Origin of the sequence: Pseudomonas sp. 2hn (assembly GCF_019646095.1) — a bacterium.
GTDB classification, from domain to species: domain Bacteria; phylum Pseudomonadota; class Gammaproteobacteria; order Pseudomonadales; family Pseudomonadaceae; genus Aquipseudomonas; species Aquipseudomonas peradeniyensis.
This window is the reverse complement of record NZ_CP081016.1, coordinates 2,057,991-2,082,747: the sequence shown is the minus strand read 5'-3', so window position 1 is coordinate 2,082,747 and position 24,757 is coordinate 2,057,991. Positions and strand designations below refer to the sequence as shown.

34 protein-coding genes are annotated in these 24,757 nt (G+C 64.4%); 10 read left to right on the top strand and 24 right to left on the bottom strand.

What is annotated here, in order from left to right:
* Positions 1 to 88: 88 nt before the first annotated feature.
* The 6 genes from sctV to K2O50_RS09545 all read right to left on the bottom strand — a co-directional run bounded on the left by sctV (position 89) and on the right by K2O50_RS09545 (position 4,362).
* Entirely contained in the window at positions 89 to 2,188 is a 2,100-nt protein-coding gene (gene sctV, locus K2O50_RS09570) for a type III secretion system export apparatus subunit SctV (protein ID WP_050704927.1), read from the bottom strand.
* Entirely contained in the window at positions 2,185 to 2,514 is a 330-nt protein-coding gene (locus K2O50_RS09565) for a hypothetical protein (RefSeq protein ID WP_050704926.1), read from the bottom strand. The genes sctV and K2O50_RS09565 overlap by 4 nt, the downstream gene beginning before the upstream one ends.
* Before the next feature lie 4 nt (positions 2,515 to 2,518).
* Complete coding sequence (locus K2O50_RS09560) at positions 2,519 to 2,785, bottom strand: hypothetical protein (protein WP_162232957.1); 267 nt, start codon at positions 2,783 to 2,785, stop codon at positions 2,519 to 2,521.
* A gap of 95 nt (positions 2,786 to 2,880) precedes the next feature.
* Entirely contained in the window at positions 2,881 to 3,252 is a 372-nt protein-coding gene (locus tag K2O50_RS09555; protein ID WP_050704924.1) for a hypothetical protein, read from the bottom strand.
* A 2-nt stretch (positions 3,253 to 3,254) separates the two neighbouring features.
* Complete coding sequence (locus tag K2O50_RS09550) at positions 3,255 to 3,539, bottom strand: TyeA family type III secretion system gatekeeper subunit (RefSeq protein WP_050704923.1); 285 nt, start codon at positions 3,537 to 3,539, stop codon at positions 3,255 to 3,257.
* Positions 3,520 to 4,362 carry an HrpJ domain-containing protein gene (locus K2O50_RS09545; RefSeq protein WP_050704922.1) on the bottom strand — a complete coding sequence of 281 codons (843 nt, stop codon included), beginning with the start codon at positions 4,360 to 4,362 and terminating at the stop codon, positions 3,520 to 3,522. Before K2O50_RS09545 ends, K2O50_RS09550 begins: the two co-directional genes overlap by 20 nt.
* Positions 4,363 to 4,569: 207 nt before the next feature.
* Between K2O50_RS09545 and sctN the strand changes: the two genes are divergently transcribed.
* The 9 genes from sctN to sctU all read left to right on the top strand — a co-directional run bounded on the left by sctN (position 4,570) and on the right by sctU (position 12,248).
* The gene (gene sctN, locus K2O50_RS09540) at positions 4,570 to 5,898 is read left to right on the top strand and encodes a type III secretion system ATPase SctN (RefSeq protein ID WP_050704921.1); all 1,329 of its coding nucleotides are present in this window, start codon (positions 4,570 to 4,572) and stop codon (positions 5,896 to 5,898) included.
* Positions 5,889 to 6,359 (top strand): type III secretion system stalk subunit SctO, encoded by a 471-nt coding sequence (gene sctO / locus K2O50_RS09535; protein ID WP_050704920.1) that lies wholly within the window; start codon positions 5,889 to 5,891, stop codon positions 6,357 to 6,359. Before sctN ends, sctO begins: the two co-directional genes overlap by 10 nt.
* A 200-nt stretch (positions 6,360 to 6,559) precedes the next feature.
* Positions 6,560 to 7,180 carry a type III secretion system needle length determinant gene (locus tag K2O50_RS09530; protein ID WP_162232956.1) on the top strand — a complete coding sequence of 207 codons (621 nt, stop codon included), beginning with the start codon at positions 6,560 to 6,562 and terminating at the stop codon, positions 7,178 to 7,180.
* A 96-nt stretch (positions 7,181 to 7,276) separates the two neighbouring features.
* Positions 7,277 to 8,473: an IS256 family transposase gene (locus K2O50_RS09525; protein ID WP_016391483.1), complete on the top strand. Its 1,197-nt coding sequence runs from the start codon at positions 7,277 to 7,279 to the stop codon at positions 8,471 to 8,473.
* Positions 8,474 to 8,578: 105 nt separating this feature from the next.
* The gene (sctQ, locus tag K2O50_RS09520; RefSeq protein WP_050704917.1) at positions 8,579 to 9,502 is read left to right on the top strand and encodes a type III secretion system cytoplasmic ring protein SctQ; all 924 of its coding nucleotides are present in this window, start codon (positions 8,579 to 8,581) and stop codon (positions 9,500 to 9,502) included.
* A complete protein-coding gene (gene sctR, locus K2O50_RS09515) occupies positions 9,499 to 10,152 on the top strand; it encodes a type III secretion system export apparatus subunit SctR (RefSeq protein ID WP_050704916.1) in 654 nt (217 codons plus the stop codon). Before sctQ ends, sctR begins: the two co-directional genes overlap by 4 nt.
* Position 10,153: 1 nt before the next feature.
* Positions 10,154 to 10,420 carry a type III secretion system export apparatus subunit SctS gene (sctS, locus tag K2O50_RS09510; RefSeq protein ID WP_050704915.1) on the top strand — a complete coding sequence of 89 codons (267 nt, stop codon included), beginning with the start codon at positions 10,154 to 10,156 and terminating at the stop codon, positions 10,418 to 10,420.
* Positions 10,417 to 11,205: a type III secretion system export apparatus subunit SctT gene (gene sctT / locus K2O50_RS09505; protein WP_050704914.1), complete on the top strand. Its 789-nt coding sequence runs from the start codon at positions 10,417 to 10,419 to the stop codon at positions 11,203 to 11,205. Before sctS ends, sctT begins: the two co-directional genes overlap by 4 nt.
* A complete protein-coding gene (gene sctU / locus K2O50_RS09500) occupies positions 11,202 to 12,248 on the top strand; it encodes a type III secretion system export apparatus subunit SctU (RefSeq protein WP_050704913.1) in 1,047 nt (348 codons plus the stop codon). The genes sctT and sctU overlap by 4 nt, the downstream gene beginning before the upstream one ends.
* Positions 12,249 to 12,390: 142 nt before the next feature.
* On the opposite strand, the gene K2O50_RS09495 is transcribed toward sctU, so the two are convergent.
* Genes K2O50_RS09495 through K2O50_RS09435 form a run of 13 tightly spaced genes read right to left on the bottom strand, consistent with a single transcriptional unit; the run spans position 12,391 to position 19,455 of the window.
* Positions 12,391 to 12,567 carry a hypothetical protein gene (locus K2O50_RS09495; RefSeq protein ID WP_156329604.1) on the bottom strand — a complete coding sequence of 59 codons (177 nt, stop codon included), beginning with the start codon at positions 12,565 to 12,567 and terminating at the stop codon, positions 12,391 to 12,393.
* The gene (locus tag K2O50_RS09490) at positions 12,564 to 13,163 is read right to left on the bottom strand and encodes an HrpE/YscL family type III secretion apparatus protein (RefSeq protein WP_256205975.1); all 600 of its coding nucleotides are present in this window, start codon (positions 13,161 to 13,163) and stop codon (positions 12,564 to 12,566) included. The genes K2O50_RS09495 and K2O50_RS09490 overlap by 4 nt, the downstream gene beginning before the upstream one ends.
* A 14-nt stretch (positions 13,164 to 13,177) precedes the next feature.
* Positions 13,178 to 13,792: a SctK family type III secretion system sorting platform protein gene (locus K2O50_RS09485; RefSeq protein WP_050704911.1), complete on the bottom strand. Its 615-nt coding sequence runs from the start codon at positions 13,790 to 13,792 to the stop codon at positions 13,178 to 13,180.
* Positions 13,789 to 14,502: a type III secretion system inner membrane ring lipoprotein SctJ gene (sctJ, locus tag K2O50_RS09480; protein ID WP_050704910.1), complete on the bottom strand. Its 714-nt coding sequence runs from the start codon at positions 14,500 to 14,502 to the stop codon at positions 13,789 to 13,791. The genes K2O50_RS09485 and sctJ overlap by 4 nt, the downstream gene beginning before the upstream one ends.
* A gap of 28 nt (positions 14,503 to 14,530) precedes the next feature.
* A complete protein-coding gene (sctI, locus tag K2O50_RS09475; RefSeq protein ID WP_050704909.1) occupies positions 14,531 to 14,869 on the bottom strand; it encodes a type III secretion system inner rod subunit SctI in 339 nt (112 codons plus the stop codon).
* On the bottom strand, positions 14,866 to 15,087 hold the full coding sequence (locus K2O50_RS09470; RefSeq protein WP_050704908.1) for a hypothetical protein: 222 nt from the start codon (positions 15,085 to 15,087) through the stop codon (positions 14,866 to 14,868). Before K2O50_RS09470 ends, sctI begins: the two co-directional genes overlap by 4 nt.
* Positions 15,084 to 15,434, bottom strand: coding sequence for a YscG family type III secretion system chaperone (locus tag K2O50_RS09465; RefSeq protein WP_050704907.1), 351 nt, complete (start codon positions 15,432 to 15,434; stop codon positions 15,084 to 15,086). The genes K2O50_RS09470 and K2O50_RS09465 overlap by 4 nt, the downstream gene beginning before the upstream one ends.
* 2 nt (positions 15,435 to 15,436) lie before the next feature.
* On the bottom strand, positions 15,437 to 15,697 hold the full coding sequence (locus tag K2O50_RS09460; RefSeq protein ID WP_050704906.1) for an EscF/YscF/HrpA family type III secretion system needle major subunit: 261 nt from the start codon (positions 15,695 to 15,697) through the stop codon (positions 15,437 to 15,439).
* Position 15,698: 1 nt separating this feature from the next.
* Positions 15,699 to 15,896: an EscE/YscE/SsaE family type III secretion system needle protein co-chaperone gene (locus K2O50_RS09455; protein WP_050704905.1), complete on the bottom strand. Its 198-nt coding sequence runs from the start codon at positions 15,894 to 15,896 to the stop codon at positions 15,699 to 15,701.
* A complete protein-coding gene (locus K2O50_RS26775; protein WP_156329603.1) occupies positions 15,886 to 16,788 on the bottom strand; it encodes an FHA domain-containing protein in 903 nt (300 codons plus the stop codon). Before K2O50_RS26775 ends, K2O50_RS09455 begins: the two co-directional genes overlap by 11 nt.
* 1 nt (position 16,789) lies before the next feature.
* A complete protein-coding gene (gene sctC, locus K2O50_RS09445) occupies positions 16,790 to 18,310 on the bottom strand; it encodes a type III secretion system outer membrane ring subunit SctC (protein WP_050704903.1) in 1,521 nt (506 codons plus the stop codon).
* Entirely contained in the window at positions 18,298 to 18,720 is a 423-nt protein-coding gene (locus tag K2O50_RS09440; protein ID WP_162232955.1) for a CesT family type III secretion system chaperone, read from the bottom strand. The genes sctC and K2O50_RS09440 overlap by 13 nt, the downstream gene beginning before the upstream one ends.
* Positions 18,721 to 18,753: 33 nt before the next feature.
* Positions 18,754 to 19,455, bottom strand: coding sequence for a helix-turn-helix transcriptional regulator (locus tag K2O50_RS09435; RefSeq protein ID WP_050704901.1), 702 nt, complete (start codon positions 19,453 to 19,455; stop codon positions 18,754 to 18,756).
* A 379-nt stretch (positions 19,456 to 19,834) separates the two neighbouring features.
* Here K2O50_RS09435 and K2O50_RS09430 point away from each other — a divergent pair, with 379 nt between their 5' ends.
* Positions 19,835 to 20,203, top strand: a complete 369-nt coding sequence (locus K2O50_RS09430) for a CesT family type III secretion system chaperone (protein ID WP_050704900.1) — start codon at positions 19,835 to 19,837, stop codon at positions 20,201 to 20,203.
* Positions 20,204 to 20,210: 7 nt separating this feature from the next.
* Here K2O50_RS09430 and K2O50_RS09425 read toward each other — a convergent pair whose 3' ends face one another.
* From K2O50_RS09425 to speB, 5 genes are all read right to left on the bottom strand, one after another.
* Positions 20,211 to 20,795: a DinB family protein gene (locus K2O50_RS09425; protein ID WP_050704899.1), complete on the bottom strand. Its 585-nt coding sequence runs from the start codon at positions 20,793 to 20,795 to the stop codon at positions 20,211 to 20,213.
* An 11-nt stretch (positions 20,796 to 20,806) separates the two neighbouring features.
* Entirely contained in the window at positions 20,807 to 21,907 is a 1,101-nt protein-coding gene (gene zapE, locus K2O50_RS09420) for a cell division protein ZapE (protein WP_050704918.1), read from the bottom strand.
* Between the two features lie 75 nt (positions 21,908 to 21,982).
* The gene (locus K2O50_RS09415) at positions 21,983 to 23,131 is read right to left on the bottom strand and encodes a PQQ-dependent sugar dehydrogenase (RefSeq protein WP_050704898.1); all 1,149 of its coding nucleotides are present in this window, start codon (positions 23,129 to 23,131) and stop codon (positions 21,983 to 21,985) included.
* Between the two features lie 21 nt (positions 23,132 to 23,152).
* Positions 23,153 to 23,473: a hypothetical protein gene (locus tag K2O50_RS09410; RefSeq protein WP_050704897.1), complete on the bottom strand. Its 321-nt coding sequence runs from the start codon at positions 23,471 to 23,473 to the stop codon at positions 23,153 to 23,155.
* A 318-nt stretch (positions 23,474 to 23,791) separates the two neighbouring features.
* Entirely contained in the window at positions 23,792 to 24,757 is a 966-nt protein-coding gene (speB, locus tag K2O50_RS09405) for an agmatinase (RefSeq protein ID WP_050704896.1), read from the bottom strand.

Genomic DNA, 24,757 nt, shown 5'->3' with positions numbered 1-24,757 from the left:
AAGTCTATTGAAGGGCGAGCGACCCTTCCGTCAGGCCCGGCCGCGATTTTGTAGTTTCCGAATAACGCGTTCTGACGCCCGATGAGCGTCAGCCGATGCGCCCCAGCGGCTGGATATTGATCTGCGTGGTGAGCTCCTGGAACGACAGCACCGGCAAGTCGAAATAGATGCCCTCGACCAGTTTGCGTACATAGCGGCGGATATCCATCGACACCACCAGCACGGGCCTGGCCTGAACATCCTGCAGATCGCCCACCATGGCTTTCACCTGGGCGAGAAAGGCGTCGCTCTGCGCCGGTTCCAGGGCCAGGTAGCTGCCGGCGCTGGTCTGGCGGATGCCGTTGCGGATCATCTCCTCGACCTTCGGATCCAGAAGGTAGGCCGGCAGCAGGTTGTGGCCGCTGGCGTACTTGTAGCAGATGTAGCGCTTGAGGCTGCTGCGCACGTATTCGGCCAGCTGCACCACATCCTTTTCCTTCTGCCCCCATTCCACCAGGGCCTCGAGGATCGAGCGCATGTTGCGGATCGAGATGCCCTCGCCCACCAGCCGCTGGAACACCTCGGTGATGCGCTGCAACGGCAGGATGCGCTGCACTTCCTTGACCAGCTCGGCATAGCCCTGCTCCATCTGCTCCAGCAGGTAGCGGGTCTCCTGGATGCCGATGAAGTCCCCGGCGTACTCGCACAACACCTGGGACAGGTGCCAGGCGAGCACCTGGTCGATCGCCAGGAAGGCGCATCCGGCACGCTCCAGACGCTCGCGCTGGGCCTGTTCCACCCACAGCGCCGCACGCCCTGGTTGCAGGGCTTCACCTTCCTCGTAGGGCACGTCGATGAGCGCCAGCTGGCTGGGCTTTTCCTGGACCATCAGTCGCTCCGGCATCAACCTGCCACGCGCCACCGGCACCTCCTGCAACAGGATGCGATACTCGCCCGGACCGAGTGCACTGGTGAAACGCAGGCGGATGCCGGGAAACGGCACGCCATGCTCCAGGTACAGCGCCTGACGGACCCGCGCCAGCTCGTCGTTCAGCGAAGCGGCTTCCAGTGCAGCCTGCAGGCCGCTGTCCACGTCGATGAGCAACGGCACAGTCAAGGCGAACGCCTGCGTATCGGCAGCCGACTTCGCCTTGCCGGAAGGCTTGAGCGTGGGCGCGCCGGCGCCATTGGCCAGCAACGCCGGCAGGCCACCGCTTTGCTGCCGACCGTCCTCCTCGATACGCCGTTGGCGGATCGCCCACCAGCCACCGCCCCCAACCAGTAGGGCCAGGGTAAAGAACGTGACCGTCGGAAAGCCCGGAACAAGCCCGAACAACACCAGCAATGCGCCGCCGATCATCAGGGCCTTGGGTTGCGCCATCACCTGGTTGCCGATGTTCGCCCCCAGGTCGCGCGCCCCTTCGCCGTCGCGGGTGACGATAACGCCCGCGGTGATGGCGATCAGCAGCGCCGGCACCTGGCTGACCATGCCATCGCCCACGGTGAGCACCGCATAGAGCTGCAAGGCGTCAGCCGCGCTCATGCCCTTCTGCATCACGCCGATGGCCAGACCCGCCAACAGGTTGACCACGATGATCACCAGCCCGGCGATGGCATCGCCCTTGACGAACTTCATCGCCCCGTCCATGGCCCCGTACATCTGGCTGGCCTTCTCCACCTCGCCACGGCGCTCGCGGGCCTCGTTGACGTCGATGACCCCGGCGCGCAGGTCGCCATCGATGCTCATCTGCTTGCCCGGCATGGCATCGAGGGAAAACCGCGCACTCACCTCCGCCACCCGCTCGGCGCCCTTGGTGATGACCAGGAACTGCACGATGGTGATGATCAGGAACAGGATGCAGCCCACCACCAGGTTGCCACCCACCACGAAGTCGCCGAAGGTCTGCACGATCTGCCCGGCGTCAGCCTCCAGCAGGATCATCCGCGTGGTGCTGATCGACAGCGCCAGGCGAAACAGCGTGGTGACCAGCAGCACCGAGGGGAACACCGAGAAGTGCAGTGGCGAGACGACGTACACCGACATCATCATCAACACCACGGCGATGGTCATGTTCAGGGCGATCAGCAGGTCCAGCAGCAGCGGCGGCAACGGCAGGATCATCATGAACACCACCGCCAGCAGCATCACGGCCAGCATCAGGTCCTTGCGCGCGCCGATATGGCCGAGCATGCGGGTCAAAGTGTTCATGAGCGGTCCTTGCGTCGCAGGTACTCGGCGAAATTGGCTTGAGCCTGCTCCAGCCGGCCCGCCATCTGCTGAGCCTGACTCAGGCACAGCCACAGGGGTGCCCGCTGCTCGCCAGCATCACGCAGCGCCAGGCACTGCTGCTCGGCACGCGCCCAATCGCCCAGTTCCAGCGCCGCCACGACCGAGGCGCGCCTGCTGGCGAGGTGGTCGGGCTCAACCCGCAATAGCACCTCCAGCAAGGTTTGCGCCCCCTCGGGCCGACCACATCTCAGGTGCAGCCAGGCCAACAGCTGCAGGACATCACGCTGTTCAATCGTCAATTGCATCTATTCATACCTTGAGCAGAAGGTTCGCGTAGCACGCCAGCGTGTGCCGATCGGCCAGCAATGCTTGCAGCAGTACCGCCGCCTGGCGGTCCTCGCGGGCCTGGGTTTTCAGGAGTTGCTCCACCAGTGAGCCCAGTGTCGTGGCGAAACGCTGGGGGTCGTACAGGGCTCGCAGCTCGTGTTCGGGAGCGGCGTACGACAGGCGCAGGCGTGCCATCTGCTGCTGCGGGTAGAGGTCACGCAGATGAGCCTGCACGGGTTGTCCCGGCATTGGCAGCGGTTCACCCGCCGAGCGAGGAAGCGCTGTGTCGACGGCCAATGATGGCAGCCACAGGTCATGGAGCTGCCCGGCTCGCTCGATCACGCTCATGCCGTAAGCACTTCGGCGCGCACCCACGACAGCAGCCGGTATGCTTCATGCAGGAGCTGTTCGGTCACCCGGCGTTCATCGAGGCTAACCAGCAGCGCCAGACAGTCGTCCGGCAGCAGGCCGCAACGCAGCAGTTGACCAGGTGCCTGGTGGTCATGAACATGCCTGAGCGCACTCGACAGGGCACGCTCAAACAGTGTTCCATGCACGGTAAAGGTCAGCCAGAGCGTCAACTGCCCTGCCTGTCGCTCAAACTGCAGGACACCGATTTGCGAAAGTTCCAGTCGCTGAAAGGTCTCCTGCGGATGCGTCAGAACCACTCCCTGATCGCGGCAGAACCGAGCGATGGCGTCAGTACAAGAATCCATGCTCATTCCTCCTGCACACCTCGCAACGACACCTCCTCCTCGTCAATGACCAGGTCCATGGTCAACTGACAGACCGCCAGCAGATGTTCGCGCTGGGCCTCTTCCCTGAAAACCTGCAAGGGCAACAGGCGAAAGATCCGCCGCAGTTCACGCAGACAGTGAACACGTTGAGCGCCAGGGGCGAGCGGCAGCGCGGTGAGCAGGCGCAGGATGTCCTGCTCGGTTACCCAGCGTTTGTCGATCAGCGCCAGCAGGTCGCTGACCAGGTCAGAAGGCCCGTACGCCACTGGGCTCTCCGGCAAGCTGGCGGAACAGCGCGAGCGTATCGCCTTCCAGTTTCTTGAGGGCCTGCACCAGCCTCATGTCGCTGATGACCTGCTGCAGCTGGTTGCTGTCCAGATGCGAGGACGGCCCACTGATATGACTGGCCAGGCCGTTGAGCATGAACTGGGCGATATCACCGATGGCCGCGTCGCCGAAGCGTGTCCGCAGGTCGTCCCAGGCGTGCCTCAGCCCGCGATAACCGCACAGGAAGTCGCGATAAACCTCGCGCAGCGCGGCCACCTCGGCGACACCCTGCTCCTGGGTCGCCTGGGCCAGCGGACCGATCTCGATCCCCAGCGCGATCGCCTGGCCCTGTGTTTGCGCCATGCTTGCCATGACCTGGTCCAACGTGTCGAGCGCCCCACTGCCATCAGCCGTCTTGCCCAATGCGTCGCGGGCATAGGCCAGGGCCAGGTAGCGATGGCAGGCCTCGCCGGAAAAACCATCCAGGCGTGCCTCCAGTTCGTCCGACGTCAGGCTGGGATGCTGACGCAACCAGGCCACCAGCTCCTCCAGGGCGCGGCGCTGGACGTCCGGCACCTTGGCCAGCATCTCCTCGGCCGCCTGGCCCGTCTGCAGCCCATGCTGGCGCGCATCGGTGACGCGGCTGCGGGTACTGAGCCGGGCATTGGCCAACGACGAGAAGGCCATCGACACCTCCTCCGCCATCTCGGCCTGCTGCCCCATCGGGGTCACCTGCCGAGCCTGGAAGGTTGCCTGCGTCTCCCAACCGCCCCCCATGGCCACCATCGGGTCAACCCGGGCAAAGCCGATGACTTCGCTCATCCCCACCTCACATCGAAATAAATGAATGAGCGGCATGCTAGAGGCAAGCCAGCAGCCGTACTGTCAGCGTCGGGCGCTTCTTTTTAGCCTGTCGGCGCGCGCAACACGTAGCGACCGACATCTAAAAACATGCGACTCACAGTGAAATCCGTCTCCGGGCAGGCTCCCTAGAATGCTCGCCTTCATTCACGCACCCACATCGTTCCCATGTCGCCATCGCTGCTCCAGATTCCCCAGGCCCTGAAGTCTGCCGTGAACGGCGCCACCCTGATCCAGGTCAACGGCAAGGTCTCCCAGGTCACCGGTACCCTGATCCGTGCGCTGGCGCCCGGGGTGCAGGTGGGCGAACTGTGCCAACTGCGCAGGCCCAACCATGAGCAGGCGCTGCTGGCCGAGGTCATCGGCCTGCAACAGGACCAGGCGTTGCTCGCCCCTCTGGGCGATATGCAGGGCCTTTGCACGCGCACCGAGGTCTGCCCCACCGGAAGCATGCATCGCGTGGGCGTGGGGGATCATTTGCTGGGAACAGTGCTCGACGGCCTCGGCAACCCGCTCGACGGCAGCATGCCGGTCACACCGCAAGCCTGGTACCCGGTGCACCGGGATGCGCCGGCGCCCTTGAGCCGCAAGCTGGTCGACACACCCTTGAGCCTGGGCATCCGTTGCATCGATGGCCTGCTCACCTGCGCCGAAGGGCAGCGCGTCGGCATCTTCGCGCCTGCCGGCGGCGGCAAGAGCACGCTGCTGGCCTCGCTGCTGCGCAACGCGCAGGCCGACGTGATCGTGCTCGCCCTGATCGGCGAGCGCGGCCGCGAGGTGCGCGAGTTCATTCACCATGAACTCGGCGAGCAAGGCCTGCGCCGTGCGGTGGTGGTAGTCGCCACGTCAGACCGTCCGGCGATGGAGCGGGCCCGGGCGGGCTTCGTCGCCACCACCGTGGCGGAGTATTTCCGCGACCAGGGCCGCAAGGTCCTGTTGCTGATGGATTCGCTGACCCGCTTCGCCCGTGCCCAGCGGGAGATCGGCCTGGCCGCCGGTGAGCCGCCTACCCGGCGCGGCTTTCCGCCGTCGGTGTTCGCCCAGTTGCCGCGCCTGCTCGAACGTGCCGGGCACTCGGACAAGGGCTCGATCACCGCGCTCTACACCGTGCTGGTGGAGGGCGACGACCTGAACGAACCGATCGCCGAGGAAACCCGCTCGATCCTCGATGGCCATATCGTGCTGTCGCAAGCGCTGGGAGCGGCCAACCACTACCCGGCCATCGACGTGCTGCGCTCGGTCAGCCGGGTCATGCACCAGGTGGTCAGCCCTGCCCATCGCGCCGCCGCCAGCCAGTTGCGCCAGTGGATGGCGCGCTATGAAGACGTCGAGCTGCTGCTGCGGGTCGGCGAGTACACCCGAGGCCAGGACCCGGCCGTGGATCAGGCCATCGACAAGCGCGACGCCATTCGCGGCTGGCTGTGTCAGGCGCCGCACGAGCGCAGTTCGCTGCAACAGAGCCTCGAACAACTGCTGGAGATCGCCCGGTGCCCTTGACCAACCTGTTATCCATCAAGCAACGCCGGCTGCAACGGGCCGAGCGCGAAGCGCGCACTCAGCAGGCACGCTTGCAGGCGGCCCAGGCGGACAAGGCGCAATCGGTCGAGGCGCACCTGGCGTATCGGCGCTGGTCCCTCGAAGAGGAGCAGCGCCTGTTCGATGCGCAGGTGGGCCGCCTGACCAATCTGCATGGCCTGGAACACTGGCGTCGGCAGGTCGGCCTGCTCGGTGAGCGCGAAGCGAGCCTGCGTGGCCAGGTGGTGGCCTGCGAGGACGCGCTGATGCGCCAGCACTCGGCACGCCAGCAGGCGCAAGCGAAGCTCGCCAAGGCCAGCCAACAGTTGGACAGTTTCAAGCAGTTGCACGAGCAGGCTTCCCGGCAAGCCGCTCGGCGCACAGAGCACAGCCAGGAGCTCGAAGTGGAAGAGCGCCATGCCCAGCGAGGTTCGCCATGCTGAACACCCTGCCTGTCCCTGCGCTGCCGGACAATCCATTGCCTGACACGCCTGGACCTGGGCCTTGCAACGAGCAGCGACTGTTGTTCGAACACCTGCTGGAAGTTCCACGGCTCAAGTGCAGGGCACCACAGGATACTGGCCATCGACCCGCCCGGGACCAAGCCAGGCCTGAACGCCCTATCACCCCGCTAGTCCTGAACATGGCTGTCTTGATCGCAAAGTGCCCGCCCGCCTGCGCAGCAGAACGACCTGCGCTGATCGAGGACGTCATCGAGCCCTCCCTTCCGGAGCCAGTGCCAGCGATACCTGATGTAGTCAAGCCAATCTCGTTGACCGAGGCAAGTCGTGCCGAGGCAGACCCTCAATCCGTCCACGACAGTACCGACAACGTGCCGGATCGCCTGCTACCCGGTGATACCGACCCAATCCTTGCGCCCCCTGCCCCATCGAGCGAGCGCCCCCTGATCGACAGGGTCCTGCCATCAACTGTCGTTACCCCCGTCCAGGATCTGCAGACGCTTGTGGAGCGCCTGCAATTGCAACTGTTCGCCCGCAGGACTGGCACCCGCGAACAGGCCCTGTTGCAGGTGCAGTTACCTCAGCTGGGCCATGTCGAAGTACGCATGAACCCTGCGAGCGCTGGTCTGCAGGTAGAGATCCAGGCTGCGCCTGCCACCCTGCGGCAATTGCAGGTGGCCGGCACGGACCTGCTTGAACGCCTGCAACGACTCGATCCCGCACAGGCGGTCAGCCTCGGCTTCGGCGCAAATGGCGACAGCCAGCAAGGCTCGCGATCGTGTCCCAGGAAGTGGTGTAACTGAACCAGCCGAAGGCGCCCTGCGGGCGAAAGAGGATGGTCATCGTGGTTCTTGGCTAACGTTGAGTTTGCGGACTTAACCTTCACCAGAGAAACCACGATGACCAAGCCCACTATCGCATTGACCGAGTTGGTTGAGAAAGGGGCAGACGCTGATCTGCTCAAGCAAATGATCCAGTTCGTTGCCCAGCGCATGATGGAGTTCGATGTCGAAGGCCTGTGCGGCGCCGGCTTCGATGTCAAAAGCCCAGACCGGACAAACAGCCGCAATGGCTACCGTGATCGCCTCTGGCAAACCCGCGCCGGTGACGTTGACCTGAAGATCCCGAAGCTGCGCCAGGGCAGCTACTTTCCTGGCTTTCTCGAGCCTCGACGTACCGCCGAGAAGGCCATGGCAGCGGTGATCCAAGAAGCTTACATTCAGGGCGTTTCAACGCGTTCGGTGGACGAGCTGGTCAAGGCCATGGGCATGACCGGCATCTCCAAAAGCCAAGTGTCACGGCTGGCTGGTGAGATCGATGAGCGCGTTCACGCCTTCCTTGACCGACCGCTTGAAGGCGACTGGCCCTATCTCTGGATAGATGCCACCTACGTCAAAGTGCGGGAGGCCGGGCGCATCGTCTCGGTCGCCGTAATAATCGCTGTGGCCGTGAACACCGATGGTGGCCGTGAAGTCCTGGGCATGCGTGTTGGCCCATCAGAAGCCGAGCCGTTCTGGACGGACTTCCTGCGAAGCCTGATGCGGCGTGGCTTACGTGGAGTGAAGTTGGTCATCTCCGATGCCCACGAGGGGCTCAAGGCGGCTGTCTCCAAGGTCTTCAACGCGACCTGGCAGCGCTGCCGCGTGCATTTCATGCGTAACGCCATGGCCCATGTCGGCAAGGGTCAGCGCACCATGGTGGCAGCGCTTCTGCGCACGGTTTTCGCCCAGGACAGCCGTGCCGAATGTCATCAGCAGTGGCGCCTGGTCGCCGATCAGTTGCGCGAAAAGTACCCCAAGATCGCGACGCTCATGGACGGCTGCGAGGATGAAGTGCTGGCGCACATGGCGTTTCCAAAAGCGCACCGTCAGCAGTTGCACAGCACCAATCCACTGGAACGGCTCAACGCTGAAATCAAACGTCGCACCGACGTCGTGGGCATCTTTCCCAACGACCCTGCAATCACACGGCTGGTAGGCGCGATGCTGCTGGAGCAGAACGACGAGTGGTGCCTGCAACGGCGGTATATGCAGTTGGAGGCCTTCGAGGCAGTCAGCGATAATCCACAGGCCAAGCTGTCGGCCGTGATCAACTAAACGGCAAACTCAGTGGTCAAGGCCATGATGAGTTACACCACTTCCCGGGACACGATCAGGCTCGCGCAACAAGCGCCATGTAGAGGACGAAGGCTGGCCTGAACCATGAGTACACCGAACTTGCCTGCCGCCCACGCTCAGGAGCTGCGCTTGCAGCAGTTACTGAGCCATCACCAACCCCATTATGCCGACGATCAAGGGCAGGTCTCGCTGAGCGTCAGCGTTCCCGGCGATGACCTGGATCTGGCCGTGCTGATCGATTGGCATGGCGTGCAGGCTCGTCTGCTGTGTCGTCGGCAACAGCTGGCGCAATGGCTCGCACCGCAGTTGCAGGCCGCCGACTTTGCCAGCCTGCCCAGCGCACTGCAGTTGGCGGTGCTGCAACGGGACACACCTCGCCTACCCGGCCTGCAATGCCTGGGCATCGAACCGGCAGACGCCATCGACCGCACACCCGGTCTGCAGGTGACGCTGAGAAACGCGCAAGGCCTGCTGCCCTGCTGGGTACAAGGCGACAGCGAGCACCTGTTGGCGGCCTTGCCACGGCGTCCACTGCGCGAACGCCTGAACATCCAGCTCAACCTCTCGCTGCAGTGGCGCCCCCTCGAAGTGACGTTGCACGACCTGCGCGACCTGGGCACGGGCGACATCCTGCTGCTGCCTGCCGGTACGCCAAGCTCCCCGCGACTGCTGGGCGTACTCGAGGGGCACCCCTGGGCCGAACTGCAACTCGACGACACACACCTGGAGCTAGTCCGCATGCACGATACCCCCACTGTGACCGACACCACGCTGGAAGCGCTGGAGCAACTGCCCATCCCGGTCAGCTTCGAAGTCGGGCGCCAGACCCTCGACCTGCACACGCTGTCGGCCCTGCAACCTGGAGCGCTGATCGAGCTGCACAGCCCACTGGATGCCCAAGTGCGCATCCTCGCCAACCAGTGCTGCATCGGCACCGGCCTGCTGGTACAGATCGACGGCCGCCTCGGGGTGCGCGTCGACCGCCTGCTGGAACAGCAACCGACATGATCCAGCTGCCGGACGAACTGAGCCTGATCCTCGGCCTGGCGCTGCTGTCGCTGGTGCCCTTCATCGCGGTCATGGCCACCTCGTTCCTGAAGATGGCCGTGGTCTTCTCGTTGCTGCGCAATGCCCTGGGCGTCCAGCAGATCCCGCCGAACATGGCCCTGTATGGCCTGGCGATCATCCTCAGTATCTACGTCATGGCCCCGGTAGGCATGGCCACCTACGACTACCTGAGCGCCCATCAGACCACCCTCGCCGACGCCCGCTCGGTCGAACGCTTCCTCGACGAAGGCATGACGCCGTTTCGCAGCTTCCTTGATGGTCAGGTCAACGAGCGCGAGCGCGCCTTCTTCCTCGATAGCGCCCGCCAGCTATGGCCCAGCCGGTACGCCGAACGGGTCGATGGCAACAGCCTGCTGGTGCTGCTGCCGGCGTTCACCATCAGCGAGCTGAGCCGGGCCTTCGAGATCGGCTTCTTGATCTACCTGCCCTTCATCGCCATCGACCTGATCATCTCCAACATCCTCCTGGCCATGGGCATGATGATGGTCTCGCCCGTGACCATTTCGCTGCCCTTCAAACTGCTGCTGTTCGTCCTGCTCGATGGCTGGGGGCGACTCTCCCATGGCCTGGTGCTGAGCTACGGAGGCTGACATGGGCAGTACCGAAGTCCTGCACTTCGCCAGCCAGTCGCTGTGGCTGGTGCTGGTCCTGTCCCTGCCGACGGTGCTGATGGCCGCGCTGGTCGGTACCCTGGTTTCCCTGGTGCAGGCGTTGACCCAGGTGCAGGAGCAGACCCTCGGCTTTGTCGCCAAGTTGGTGGCGGTGGTCGTCACCCTGTTCGTCACCGCCGACTGGATGGGCGGCGAGTTGTACCGCTACACCGACCTGGTGCTCAACCGGATTCCCTCGGTGCGATGACGGTCCAGGCGCTTGAACAGATGCTGCTGGGCTTCAGCCTGATCCTGCCCCGGTTGTTCGGCTGCTTTGTCCTGCTGCCGATCCTCGGCAAGCAGGTGCTGGGCGGCGCGCTGGTGCGCAATGGCGTGGCTTGTTCGCTGGCGCTGTTCATCTACCCCTGCGTGGCCGACACCCTGCCCGCCGAACTGGACGGGTTGCAGTTGGGCCTGCTGATCGGCAAGGAAGTGCTGCTCGGCCTGCTGCTGGGCTTCGTGGTGGTCATCCCGTTCTGGGCCCTGGAGGCCTGCGGTTTTCTCATCGACAACCAGCGCGGCGCCACCCTGGCGTCCACCCTCAACCCGCTGCTGGGCAGCCAGACCAGCCCCACTGGTGCCTTGTTGGCGCAGACCCTGGTTACCCTGTTTTTTACCGGCGGCGCCTTCCTGGGGCTGCTGGGGGCGCTGCTGGGCAGTTATGCCAGCTGGCCGCTGGCAAGCTTCTACCCGCACATCGGCAGCCAATGGAACACCTTCTTCCTCGCCCAGTGCGACTACCTGCTGACCCTGTGCGCACTGTTCGCCGCACCGTTGCTGATCGCCATGTTCCTCGCCGAATTCGGCCTGGCCCTGGTCAGCCGCTTCGCGCCGTCGCTGAACGTGTTCATCCTCTCCATGCCGATCAAGAGCCTGGTCTGCAGCGCGCTGTTGGTACCGTACCTGTTCCTGCTGATGACATTGGCCGAGGATCAGGTGTTCATCGCGCTGGCCAAGGTACGTCTGCTCGGTCCGTTGCTGGAGCAACCATGAGCACCGAAAAAACCGAACAGCCCACACGAGCGAAATTGCGCGATGCGCGCCACAACGGTCAGGTGGCCAGGAGCAAGGAACTGGTCTCCACGGTGCTGATCCTGAGCCTGGTTGCTTTGCCCATGGCTTTTCCCGACTACTTTCTCGGGCATCTTGGTGAGCTGATGCTGCTGCCCGCGCCCTTGCTCCACCTGCCTTTTCGCCAGGCGCTGGAGCTGATGCTGGAGCAACTGCTGCATGAGTTGCTATGGCTCACCCTGCCGTTCCTGCTGACGGCGGTACTCGCCGCCATCGCCGGCAACCTGCTGCAGACCGGCTTCGTGTTCAGCGGCCAGTCGCTGGCACCGGACCTTAAGAAAGTCAGCCCGCTGGAGGGCGTGAAGCGGATCTTCTCGGTCAGGAACCTGCTCGATTTCCTCAAGTCGTCGCTCAAGGTGCTGCTGCTCGGCGCGCTGGTGCTTGGCCTGCTCAGCGATCACCTGCGCACGCTGCTGCGGGTGTCGTCATGCGGCATCGAATGCGTCCTGCCGTTGCTGGGCAGCCTGATGGGCCAGCTGATCGGGGTCTGCGCCGTGGGCTTCCTGGCGATCTCGGCGGCCGACTATGGCCTGGAGCGCTGGCAGCATCTCAAGCAATTGCGCATGAGCAAGGAAGAGGTCAAGCGTGAACACAAGGAAATGGAGGGCGCCCCCGAGCTCAAACGCGAGCGCCGCAAGCGCCATCGCGAAATGCAGAGTGGCACACTGCGCGCGGATGTCAGGCGCTCCTCGGTCATTGTCGCCAACCCGACCCATATCGCCGTAGGGCTGCGCTACAGGGCCGGGGTAACGCCGCTGCCGCTGGTTACCCTCAAGTACACCGACGAGCAAGCCCTGCTGGTCCGGCGCATCGCCGAGGAAGAAGGGATACCGGTGCTCGAACGTATTCCCCTGGCCCGGGCGCTGTTCGCGGATAGCTTGGTGGAGCAGTACATTCCAGGCGACTTGATTCAGCCCGTCGCCGAGGTGATTCGCTGGTTGCAGGCGCAGGAGGAGATGGCATAGATAACGTAAACCACAGGCAAACCAAGGTCCCTGTGGGAGCGGGTTTACCCGCGAAGCAATTGCCGCGGTGGTTGGCACCAGCTTCGCTGGTGTTCGCGGGTAAACCCGCTCCCACAGGTCCAGGACAATGGAGACGGGAGCGCTAGACCAGAATTCCCCGCTGCGGCAATGGTCGGCGCACAAGTAAGGTATCTGCGCCACCTCTCGCCGGATTTCCTGCAGGCTGACGAAGCTGTGTCCAGAACACCTGGAGCAACGCATCGCGCTCCTGATCATCGCGGATCGCCCGCTTGGCTGCGGCCAGCACGGCTTCATTCATGGTGTTTCAGCCTCATCATCAAGGTGCCGTTGCGTCAGCGCCCGCTGCAACGCAGCCAACTGCCCTTCGATACTGGCATCGATCACACAGCCTGCGGTCTCCAGGCGACAGCCGCCTCGCGCAAGCCTGGCATCGGCGCATACCTCGACCGGCCCGACCTCGGGATACAGTGCGAGCACTTCATCCAAACGCTGGCGAACCTCAGGCAACTGATCAGGCCCTACGTGCAGCAACAACGCTTCCCGTGGCTGAACCTGCGCCAGCGCCTGACGGGTCGCGGCCAATGTCAGCTCGATATCAGGATATTCCCCCAGCACCTTGCACACGGCCTGGCGCACCACCTCGCTCATCTGCCGGTCGGCCTGGCGATAGAACGCTTCGCAGCGCACGCGTGCTCCATGCAGCAACGCCGCCTGTTCGACGGCGGCCATTTCCAACCCGATCTCCCGCCCTAGCCGCTGATGCTCCTCGAGCACCGCATCGGCCCGGGCATCGATGTCCCGGGCACGCTGACGGGCATTTTCGGTCAGTACGCTGGCATCGAGGTACTGCTGATAGTCAGCGCTGCGCACTACGTTGAGGCTCGGGTCGATCATGGGCCGGGCCTCATTCAATTCAATAAATGGCAACATTCCGGGCTCCTGTCTCGGGCGACTTTCAGGCAAAGGGTGCGGGCCAGGTCGCGTAGTTCATCGTCCATCGGCAAAGTCGGCACCAAGGTCACGCCGGGCAGGCGCAGGTTCAGACGCCGAGCGAACCCCGAATCGACCTCGCCGCATGCCTGCAACCAGAACGCCAGGCCACATCCGGGCAGGTACGCGTCCAGGTCACCGGCTGGCAGCGCCTGTTGCCAGCCCACAGGCCAAGGGCCGATGACGAGACGCCACTTTTCCAGGCAATAGCGCAGGCCCTGTGGGTCGAGTGCCGCCCGCAACCGCGCCTGACCTGACCGGTCGAGTACTTGGCGGATGGCCTGGCCATGCAGCAGGCCACCCAAACTTGCCAACACCCGCTCCAACGCCGGCTGTGAAAACAGGGCCAGCCTACCGAGTCGTTCTGGCAAGTCGAACGGCTCGCACAGCTCCAGCACCGACATCAGCCAGCCGTTGACCTCGCGACTCTCCCGCCAGTACGGCAAGGCCTGAGCCATCTGATCCAGCACTTCGGGACAATGGGTCAAGTGCAGGTAGTGCGCCGGGCAGTAGCGAAACTGAAACTCGGTCATGCTCGCTGACGCCACCACAGGTACTGCGCCAGGTTGCTCAGCACCAGCACCCCGAGCAGCACGCCCAGCAGCGCCACAAGGCGCCAGCGCGAGCCTTCCAGAACCTGCACCGAAAACAGCGTGACATGGCGCAGGCCCGCCAGCGGTTGACGCGCCTGGTTCGACGGCACCAGCACCACACTGATCCGCTCGTAGTCCAGGCCTTCGATACTGTTGCTCAACAACTGCTTCATCTGCCCGATGTACAGGTCCAGCGCCGCATCCGCCGCGTGCTTGATGAAGATCGACGCCGACGCCGCACCGGCTTGCGTACGCAGGCCGTCACGTGGCTCCGGCAACACCACATGCACCCGCGCCACCAGCACGCCGTCGATCTCCGACAGGGTCCGCGACAGCTCCTGGGACTTCACATAGGTCAGCCGCGCCTGTTCCTCCAACGGCGAGGAGATCAGGCTGTCCCGGGGGAACACGTCATTGACCGTGGAGAACATCTCCCGCGGGTAGCCCTGGCGCTTGAGCGCCGCCACCGCGTGGCCGATATCGACCTCGTCGATCAGGATCTTCACCTTGCCGTCCTTGTCCTGGGCCTTCACCGCTGCGATGCCCTCGGTGTCCAGCACCGCGAGCATCTCGTTGGCCTCGCGCTGGCCGAGGCCGAGGTACAGCTCGACCCTGCACCCGCCCAGTGCCAGCACCGCCAGAAGCAGCATGCACTGCCATGATCTTTTCACAGGGCACCTACTGGGCTTTCATGAGGGTTTCGATGTTCTGCGTGGTGCGCCCCACACCCTTGGCGATCAACTCCACCTGCAGGTTGCTGCGCATCAGCGCCCAATGAGCATCCATCAGCGCCACGGGATCGCCCGTGCCAGACACCAGGTTGGCCTGCGCGCCCTGCCTGGCCTGTGAGTATTGCTGGGTGAGCTGCCCAACCTGATGCAACAGCCCGCCCTCCGGGCTAGTGACAGCACCGGACAACGCCTGCTCGAACTCGGCCACCTGCCGGGAGTCGGCAGCCGGTGCCGACAGGGATTGCAGATCGCTGACCATCAGGGATACCTCGGCAATGCCACTCATGCCTCGCCCTCTACCGTGAAGGAGTCATTCAGCAGGTCCATCGCCATGGCGAGTACTTGCAGATTCATTTGTTGCGTCAGTGCCAAGGGCGCCTGCTCGCCGTGCTGATGTTCAAGCAGGCTTGCCTGAAATTGAGCGGTGTGTTGATCGGCACACGCGGGCAACGGGGTCAGTGCATCTTGCGTGGCGGACACCAGCATCGAGGTCAGCGGACTCATGCCACCACCTGGGCCCGCATGCCCTCGGCGAACCTGACCAGATCAGGGTCCTGGCTCTGTGTCATGCGTTCAAGCCGCCGTTCCAGCGCGGCCATGTAACCCAACTGACGCTCGCACAGCGCCAACCACGGTTCAATGGACGGCCAGGGCGCCTGGTTGCCCTCTGCCAGCGCCTCCTCGCACCGTCCCTGCCCCATCAGGCTGGCAATGCGTATCGCACAAGCGGCCTCCATCGTCGCCGGCTCACGAGCCAACCAGTGCGCGATGGCCAGCGCCTCTTCATGATGACGATGCTCGACACCCAGCAGGCCAAGGCGAGCCAGCAGATTGTTCACGGAATGATTCATGCTCAGAACTTCTGCAGAATGCTGCTGATGGTGTTCTTGAAGGTCTGGCCCAGCGTCGCGTCGACCTGGAACACGTTCGACCAGATATTCGAGCGATGCCGCATGTCCGCCAGCAACGCGGGATCGTCACTTTTCTCGTTGAGCTTCTGCAGGGCGTCGAGCACCGCCTTGTTGGCCTGTTGCGCCTGCTTGACCATGCCCTCGTGGACCATGTCCATGGTGTTGCTGGTGCCGTCGTAGAAGCCGCTGCTGATGTTCGTCACTTCAGTATTCCTCCAGTTTCTCGAGTATTTTCAAGGCGGCTACAAGGGCCGCCAGTTGTTGGTGCAATACCTGGAACTCGGGAGGTGGCAGCGGCTCCGACAACTGCCTGGCACAGGCCTGCCGTGCATGCTCCAGCACCGAGAACATTCGCGCCTGCTTACGCGGATCACGCACCTCCCGCATGAGTTCATCCATCATCTGCCGGTCTCTCCTTCAGGTTGATCACGTAGTCCCGACCGCCCTTGCTCAGCGTGATCGCCTGCCGGTCGATCGCCAGGATACGGATGCCGGAGGGCATCAGGGCGCCCACTGGGTAACGGCGGTTATCGCTCAGCGTCACGTAGGGCAACCGCCCCAGCGAGACGCCTCGAACAGGGAAATCGAGTTTCGCGGGCGCAGGTGCCCTGCCCTCGTCGATCAACCGTAACGATGGGTGGTCGCCGAATGCCTCGCGGTACTGTCGCTGCAGGCTCTGGTAGTCCTGAAGCTGGCGCTCGCGCAACGCCCCGCGCAGCACCAGAGTGTGTCCCTGGTCGGTCACGCTCAAGGTGTCCTCCAGGCGCCATTCGCGCAGCAGTTGCGCCAGCCGCGTCCGGGCTTGCTCCTGGGGCTGGGACGGTTGCTCGACGGGCTCTAACACTGCCGTTGGCGTGTCCTGTGCCTCAGCGTCGGCAATCAGCAATCGCGTGAGCAGCACGAGCAGCAAAAGCAACCCGGCACCCGGCACCATGAACCAGCCGTGGCGCAAGCCTGGCCGAGGACGCTGCGCGGGAGGCCACTCGGCGAACATGTCGTCTTGATTGCAGAAGGCCCACTGCAGCGGACCGCAACATTGAGTCGCCAATGCCTGGAGTTCGGCCTGCGCTGCCACCTCCCGTCCATCCTGGGTGGGTGCTTCGCTCGAACCCCACTCCAGCAGGCGTATGCCATCGGGTTCTACCATCAGCACCAGGTGAATGGCGGCAATGCCCGTATCCGCCAGGACCAGGTCGGCCTGGGCCGGATCGGTGCCGATGACCACCCGCCCAGGCATCAGGGACACCTCGGCGCCGGCATTCAAACCGCTGTAGACCCGCAGTTTCCAGGCCATGTCAGGCACGCTCGCCAAGCCCGGGATCGATCAGCCTCGGCTCGATCAGGAACAGCCGCACCGAACGCCGGGTGTTGCTCGACTGATAGCGGAACAAGGCGCCCACGAAGGGAATGTCACCCAGCAACGGGACCTTGCGGATGCTTTCGCTGGTCTCGTCGCGATGGATGCCACCGATCATCAGGCTCTGTCCGAGATCGACCCGGGCCAGCGTGTCGATGACCGTGCGGCTGATGGTGGGGATGCCATCGGGCCCAGTGCTGTTGGGTTTCTGGCTGCCGTCCTCGATATGCAGGCTCAGGCTGATTTCCGGCCGGTCCGTGCTGCGGATCAGGCGCGGGGTCATCTTCAGCAAGGTGCCGTAGGTAATGGCCTTGAGCTCGGCCACCCGCTCGCCCATCACCCGCACATAGTAGGTTTCGCTATGATCGATCACCGCCAGGGTGTTTTCCTGGGTCAGCAAGGTCGGTCGCGACACCACCTGGGCATGGCCCTCGCCCTGCATCAGGGTCACCTTGGCCAGTAGCCGGTTCAAGCCGCGACTATCGACCAAACTGCCGGACAACGTGGTTTGCGCCAATCCCGCTTGGGTACGGATGTCCATCAGTTGATGCTTGCCGATTCCGAACTGCCATTCCACGCCAAGCTCATCCAGGTGTTCGGCGTTGATATCGAGGATCGTCAGAGCTACTTCGATCCGCGCCGCCGGCCGGTCCAGCGCCATGACCAGGCGCCGGTACATGGGCAGGCGCTCGGCGTGATCACGCACGATGATGGCATTGAGCGACGGTTCGGCCTGGACCACGGCCCGGCCGGCACGCACGGGCGCGCCCTCTGCCACGGACTGGCCGTCGACCGCCACCACATTGGCATCGGCCAGCAACCGGGAAAGGAGCGTGGCCACGCCAGGTACCGCCACCTTCTGGTCGCGATAGTCGATCTCGCGGTCCACGGCCACCGCATGCCGGAGCGGGATCACCTCGACGCTCAGGCTGCCACCCAGTTCATCCTGCAGGCTGGCCTGCTGCTCCAGGGCCTTGACGGTCTGCTCGATCCGATCCAGGTAACGCGGTGGCCCCGAGGCATAAACCAGCCGCCCACCTGCCGCGGCACGCCAGGCAAAGCGTGAGGTCCAGCCACCACCCTCCTGGAGCGCGGCGCGCAGTTGCGGCTCGCGCACCTTGTCCAGGTGGATCAGCCGGGTCTGCACTTCGCTCGACTTGTCGACGTGCAGCACCGCGCCGTCGTAGTACCAGGCCAGGTTGTAGAGCACCGCGACCTGTTCGAGAAACGCCTGCGGGTCCGGCTGCTCGAAGGTGGCGCTGACCTGGTCCCTGACCTTGTCGCTGACCACCACCGAACCCTGATAGCTGGCGGCAAAGTTGGTCAGCACGTCACGCAGGCTCTCGCCCTGGGCGATGTAGTGGAACGGTTCTTCCGACCAGTCCAGCGGCTCGCCCTGGGCGACAAGACTGGCCAGCAGGGCTGCCAAACCGGTGGCAAGCGATCTCAGGGCAGCCATACGCTTGCTCCCCGGGCAATCACAGGTGCTGGACCGAAACGTTGCGCACACAGATGATTCAGCAGGGCGACCTGCACCCCAAGCACATGTTCGAGGGTGTCCACATCGCCCGACGAAGTATCTACCCAAGCTTCGAGCATCAGCTCTCCCTCAGGCGTCAGCGCCAGCCGCTGCGGGCAATGCGCGGCCCACGCCGTGAGCATGCCCAGCAGGCGCCGCAGGACCTGCTGATCGAGACCGGCACCTTGCCCAACCACTGACGATAGCGAACTGCTCACCATCAGCTGTGCGCCTCGCGGTTCAAGCCGCAGGCCATGGCCATCGATGCACAGGTGGTAGCCGCCAGCGTCATCGGCCAGCCAGGGCGCCATGCCCAGGCGACGGGCCAACTGCGTTGCAAGTCTGTTCATGCAGGTCTTGTCCATGCGAACTCAGGGGGATGTCTAGCGACGGGCGTCACTGGGCGTACAGCCGAAACGCCGGCGATAGCTCTGGCTGAAATACGACTGGCTGGAAAAGCCGCTTTCCATGGCGATATCGACAATGCTCATACGCGTGTTCAGCAGCAGGTGATGCGCATGGACGATCCTGCGCTCGGTGATCCAGGCCCGTGGCGAGCAGTTGTAGAAGGAGCAGAACAGGCTCTTGAACGCCGTCAGGCCCAGCCCGAAAGCCTCGGCGTACTGGTCCAGGCGCCAATCGCGCAGGTAATGCTGCTCCATGAAGGCGTGCAGCCGATCGACATGGCGATTGCCCTGTTGGCGCAGGGCCGCCAGTAGCGTCCGACCTTGCGCCCCAAACACCAGCAGCAACAGCAGCTCCTCCAGGCGCAGCATCGCCAGCATCGACGACGTCCCCTCGCCTTCGAGCGCCGCCAGACGGGTCACGCATTCCTGCGCCAAGGTGCAGGGATGAAGGCGCAGGGTATTCACGCCGGGTTCGCCGCAGCGCTCGAGATGGCTCATTTCCTGGCCGTGACGCTGCATGAACGCCTGCACGAAATTCACGTCCAGCGGCAGCCACAGCACCTGGCACGCCTGCCATCGGGTCGCCACCAGGTAGGTGCCACGTTTGACGAACAGCAGTTCGCCGGCCTGTAGATCGATGACGTTGTCTTTTTCGCGCACGGCCAGCTCGCCTGCCATGATCGCGTAGAAGCCTTCCTGACCCTGGGACGCAAAACCCGCCCCGACAACATCCAACTGCCGCCCTTGCACACACCAGTCCTCAACTGGAGAAATCCCTCTCGCACCAGGCTCACTTCCCGTAGGCCCCTTTACACACCACGTCGAAGCTCAACCGGTGTAGTCATGGCCATAGGCTACGATGCCCTCCCACGCTTGAACGCAGGGATTGTCCTCGCATGGACAGAGGCATTTCGCCATCGCTTGTAGGAAGTTCGCCGAGCTTGGCGCACAGCAGAAAGCGGGAGAGCGCCGACAGCTAAAAAATGACGACAGCCTCCGATAGTCGAGCAGGCGACGCGGTCGTTACCGTGGCGGCCCCCTCCAACGAGAATTCGCCATGCCAGGCACGAACTATGACTATGCACTGACCCAGCTGTACGCGGCCTTGAAACTGGAGCCCCCTGTGGCCTTCGAGCCCGTGATCAGCCTGCGGGTAGGCACCCATGTGTGCAACGTGACCGAGCACCCTGCCGACCAGTTGCTGATGTTCATCGAACTACCCGCCACCGATGGCGTGGGCTGGGGCCAGCAGAACCTGTTTTGCCAGGACCTGTGCAAACCCATGCTCGGGGTCGATCCGCTCACGGGCATGCACGTGCTGTGGAACCGCCAGCCCCTGGTCCAGATGGACCGCGCCATGGTGCATCACCAGCTGGAACAGCTGGTTCAGGCCGCCCACGACCTGGCCGACAGCGAAACGCCTTGAGCCGCGTTCAGCGCTGCGCCCAGATCTGCGCCTCGCTCCAGCCCAGGGCGGCAAAGTCCTCGGCGCGCAGCGAGGCCTCCTCCTCGCAGAAGAATTCATCCAACTGCGGAGGCCTGATCGACGTGTCACTGAGCATCGCATGTACCTGGCCACGGTGATGGATCTGGTGTTCGAACAGGTGCGACAACAAGCGCAGGCGCGGCTCATGCTGCATCCGCTCTGGCCGCGCGATGCTGACATAGCGTCCGAGCTGGTCATCACGCAACTGCCGGCAATAGGTGATCAGTCGCTGATCGGCCTGAACCTGCTGGGCGTGCAGGTCGGTGCACGTGGCAAAAGGTTGCTCAGGCACGAAGAAGCGCTCGCCGTCAGGATCGGGCGCTTCACCACGCTGCTCGCACTCCAGCGCGTCCAGGTAGAACCAGTCCACCGTCAACAGGTGGTTGAGGGTGGCCTTGATCGAGGGGAAGAAGCTGCAGCGGGGGGCGACGAACTCGTCCTGGGTCAGTTGCAGGCAAGCCTTGTACAGGCGGTGGTTGGCCCAGCCATTGTTGTAGGCCTGGGTCAGCAGATGATGCGACAGCGGCTCCATGGTCGACTCCTTCAGGCGAAGCGTTGCAGTTGCATCTCCCGTAGCCGGCTCAGGGTTCGTTGGTACGGGAACGCCAGATACCCTTGAGTGTAGAGCGCTTCCAGCGGAACCTCGGCCTCCAGGTACAACGCCACACGACGGTCGTAGCACTCGTCGACCAGCGCGATGAAGCGCCGCACGCTGTCATCCTTGGGCGCCAGGGTCGGCAGTTCGCGGTCTCCGGCCTCGACGCGGGCCGCACCATCTTCAGTCCCACGGGCGATACGCCCGGCCTGCTGCACGCCGCCCAGGGCCGGCACATCACTGAGCAGAATGGCCGGGTAACGGTCGCACAGCGCCATGAAGTCCATGGCGGCCAGGGGCTGCTCGCACAGATCGGCAAATCGGCACCAGAGCGCCCGTCCGCTGTGGCGCACCACCTGGACATGGCGCGAACCAATCTGAACGGCCTGCGTGCTACCGAGGTCATCCGGGCTCAACTGGTCGAACACCGCCGCCAGCGCCCCGCCACCGCCCGCAGGTGCCACCCAGTAGCGCTGCAGCCGAGCCCCCGGATGCAGGCGATGGTCCTGCTCTCCGGCTACCGACAGCACGCGCATATGCTGCTCGATGGCGGCAATGGCCGGCAGGAAGCGCTCGCGGTTGAAGCCGTCGCGGTACAGCTGGTCGGGGGGCTGGTTGGAGGTGGCGACGATTACCACGCCCTGGTCGAACAGCACTTGGAACAACCGGCCGAGGATGATCGCATCACCGATATCGCTGACGAACAGCTCGTCGAAACACAGCACGCGGATCTCGCCGGCCAACTCGCGGGCCAGGGCCTTGAGCGGGTCGGCGGTGCCGTTGAGCTGGAACAGGCGCTGGTGGACCCAGGCCATGAAGTGGTGGAAGTGCTGGCGCCGTGCCGAAAGCTTTAATGAACGGTGGAACAGGTCCATCAACCAGGTCTTGCCGCGGCCGACCGGGCCCCAGAGGTACAGGCCCTGGGTCGGTTTATCCTGGCCCAGGGCGTCGAAACAGGCCTGCAATGCGGTGACGACGGCCGCCTGGGCCGGGTCGGGGAAGAAACCGCGTTCGTTGAGAGCTTGGAGATAGAGGGATTCGGGCGTCATGCCAGCCATGGTACGACACTTTCGCCCCTATCGTGCGTGGGAGCGGGCTTGCCCCGCGATAGGCCCCCTCAGGCATCAACCGCCCGTCAACCCCACCTTCAGCAATGCCCCATCCTTGGCATCGGTCAGCACATACACATAGCCATCCGGCCCCACCCGCACGTCACGGATACGCGCCTTGAGATCGCCCAACAAGCGCTCTTCATGCACGATCTTGTCACCATCGAGCTGCAAACGAATCAACTCCTGGGTCGCCAGCGCGCCAATGAACAGGTTGTGGTCCCACGCCTTGAACGTCGGGCTGTCGTAGAACGCCATGCCGCTGATACCTGGCGACTTCTCCCACACATGATGCGGGTCGACCATGCCCTCGACATGCTTGCCCTTGGCTTCCGGGATCGGCAGCATCGAGTAATTGATGCCATGGGTGGCGATCGGCCAACCGTAGTTCTTGCCGGGCCGCGGAATGTTGATCTCGTCGCCACCACGGGGGCCGTGCTCGTGGGTCCACAGCTGGCCGGTCCAGGGGTTCAACGCCGCGCCCTGCTGGTTGCGGTGGCCGAACGACCAGATTTCCGGGCGCACATTGTCGCGGCCGACGAAGGGGTTGTCATTGGGCACCTCGCCATCGGGCAGGATGCGCACGATCTTGCCCTGCAGCTTGTCCAGGTCCTGGGCAGTGGGCCGCTGGTTGTTCTCGCCCAGGGCGATGAACAGGTAACCGTCGCGGTCGAACACCAACCGCGAACCGAAATGATTGCCTTCGGAGAGCTTGGGCTGCTGGCGGAAAATCACCGTGAAGTTCTCCAGACGGGCCCGGTCCTGGGACAGCTGGCCACGGCCGACCGCAGTTCCCGCCCTGCCGTCGGGGCCTTCCTCGGCGAATGACAGATAGACCGTTCGGTCCTTGGCGAAGTCCGGCGACAGCACCACGTCGAGCAGGCCACCCTGGCCTTCGGCCCACACCTTGGGCACGCCGGACAATGGCGGGCCGACCTTGCCCTCGGCGCTGACGATGCGCAGATTGCCGGGGCGTTCGCTCACCAGCATGTCCTTGCCACCCGGCAGGAAGGCCAGGGCCCAGGGGTTGCGCAGACCGTCGGCGACGGTACTGACGATCAGTTGCCCCTCTTCACTGGGAAATTGCTGCTCGGCGGCCGCCTGGGCCAACAGCGGAAACAGGCCGGCGGCGGCCAGGGTGGTCAACCAGGTACGTGGCGTCATGCTCGATTCCTTCGATAGGGCTCACGGCACGCGCAGCGAATCGCGTGGTGGCCGGGTGGGTTCCAGGTTCGGGGTCTGCAGCTCGCGGCGCAGGTTGTCGCCATTGCCGATACCCCGGTTGTCGAGGGTCGGCGGGCGCGGGTTGGGCTGCGTGGACGGGCCGCGCACCGGCGGCGTGGCGGGCACGCTGCCCTGGCGGCTGTTGGGGTTGGCACGCATGATCGGGCTGTTGTACGGATTGTTGCTGTCGTTGGCGGCAAGCAACGGCGCCGGCAGGGGCGCAGCCTGGAGCGGCATGGCCAGCAACAGGCCGAGGCCCAGGATTGGCAGGGTGGGGTTCATGCTTCACCTCCGGTACGAAAAGGCGCGCTCCAGGGTTGGATAGCCTAAAGCGCGCAGGGTTCGACGCAAAAGGATGAATATGGGTCCTGATGTTTCAGTATGGCCCCTTGGACTGGGCTGTCACGCGGGGAACAGGGGTCCAGCGTGGGAGCGGGCTGGCCCCGCGATCACCGGCGAAGCCGGTGCCAAACGCCACATCGCGGGGCAAGCCCGCTCCCACGCTGCCCCAGTCAAATCAAAGAATTATGTTTTGTTCCATGAGAGCGGCCTTGCCGAGGCGTCGGACCGGCCGGAAAGGGCCGCAAAGCGGCCCCGGCGCTACCTTGCTATATCCACCTTGTGCCGCGCCGCATACAGGCACAGCATCTCCATTGCCAGCGTCGCCCCGGCCAGCGCGGTGATATCGGCGTGATCATAGGCCGGCGCCACCTCCACCAGGTCCATGCCCACCAGGTTGATCCCGCGCAAGCCGCCGAGGATCTCCAGCGCCTGCACCGTGCTCAGTCCGCCGCATACCGGCGTGCCGGTACCGGGCGCGAAGGCCGGGTCCAGGCAGTCGATGTCGAAAGTCAGGTACACCGGCCTGTCCCCCACCCGCTGGCGGATCGCCGCGATGATCGCCTCGGTGCCCTGGCGATGCACCTGGCGGGCATCGAGGATGGCGAATCCCTGGCTGTCGTCATTGGTGGTGCGCAGGCCGATCTGCACCGAGTGCGCCGGGTCCACCAGGCCTTCACGCGCCGCGTGCCAGAACATGGTGCCGTGGTCGATGCGCTTGCCCTCCTCGTCCGGCCAGGTGTCGCTGTGGGCGTCGAAGTGGACCAGCGCCAGCGGGCCATGCCGGCTGGCATGAGCCTTGAGCAGCGGGTAGCTGATGAAGTGGTCGCCACCCAGGGTGAGCATGGCGCAGCCGGCCTCGAGGATGCGCTCGGCATACGCCTCGATGCTGTCCGGCACCGACGCTGGCGTGCCGCTGTCGAAGGCGCAGTCGCCGTAGTCGATCACCGCCAGGTGGTCGAACGGGTCGAACGTCCAGGGCCAGTGCCGGGCCCAGGCCTGCTGCACCGAGGCGGCGCGAATCGCCCTCGGGCCGAAGCGCGCACCGGGGCGGTTGCTGGTGGCGGTGTCGAACGGCACGCCGCTGACCACCACATCAACACCGCGCAGGTCGCGGCTGTAGCGGCGCCGGGAAAAACTGGTGATACCGGCATAGGTGCTCTCGGCGGCGGTGCCGTAGAGGCTGTCACGGGTCATGGCCTGGTCGTTGTCCTGGGCGAGATCCAC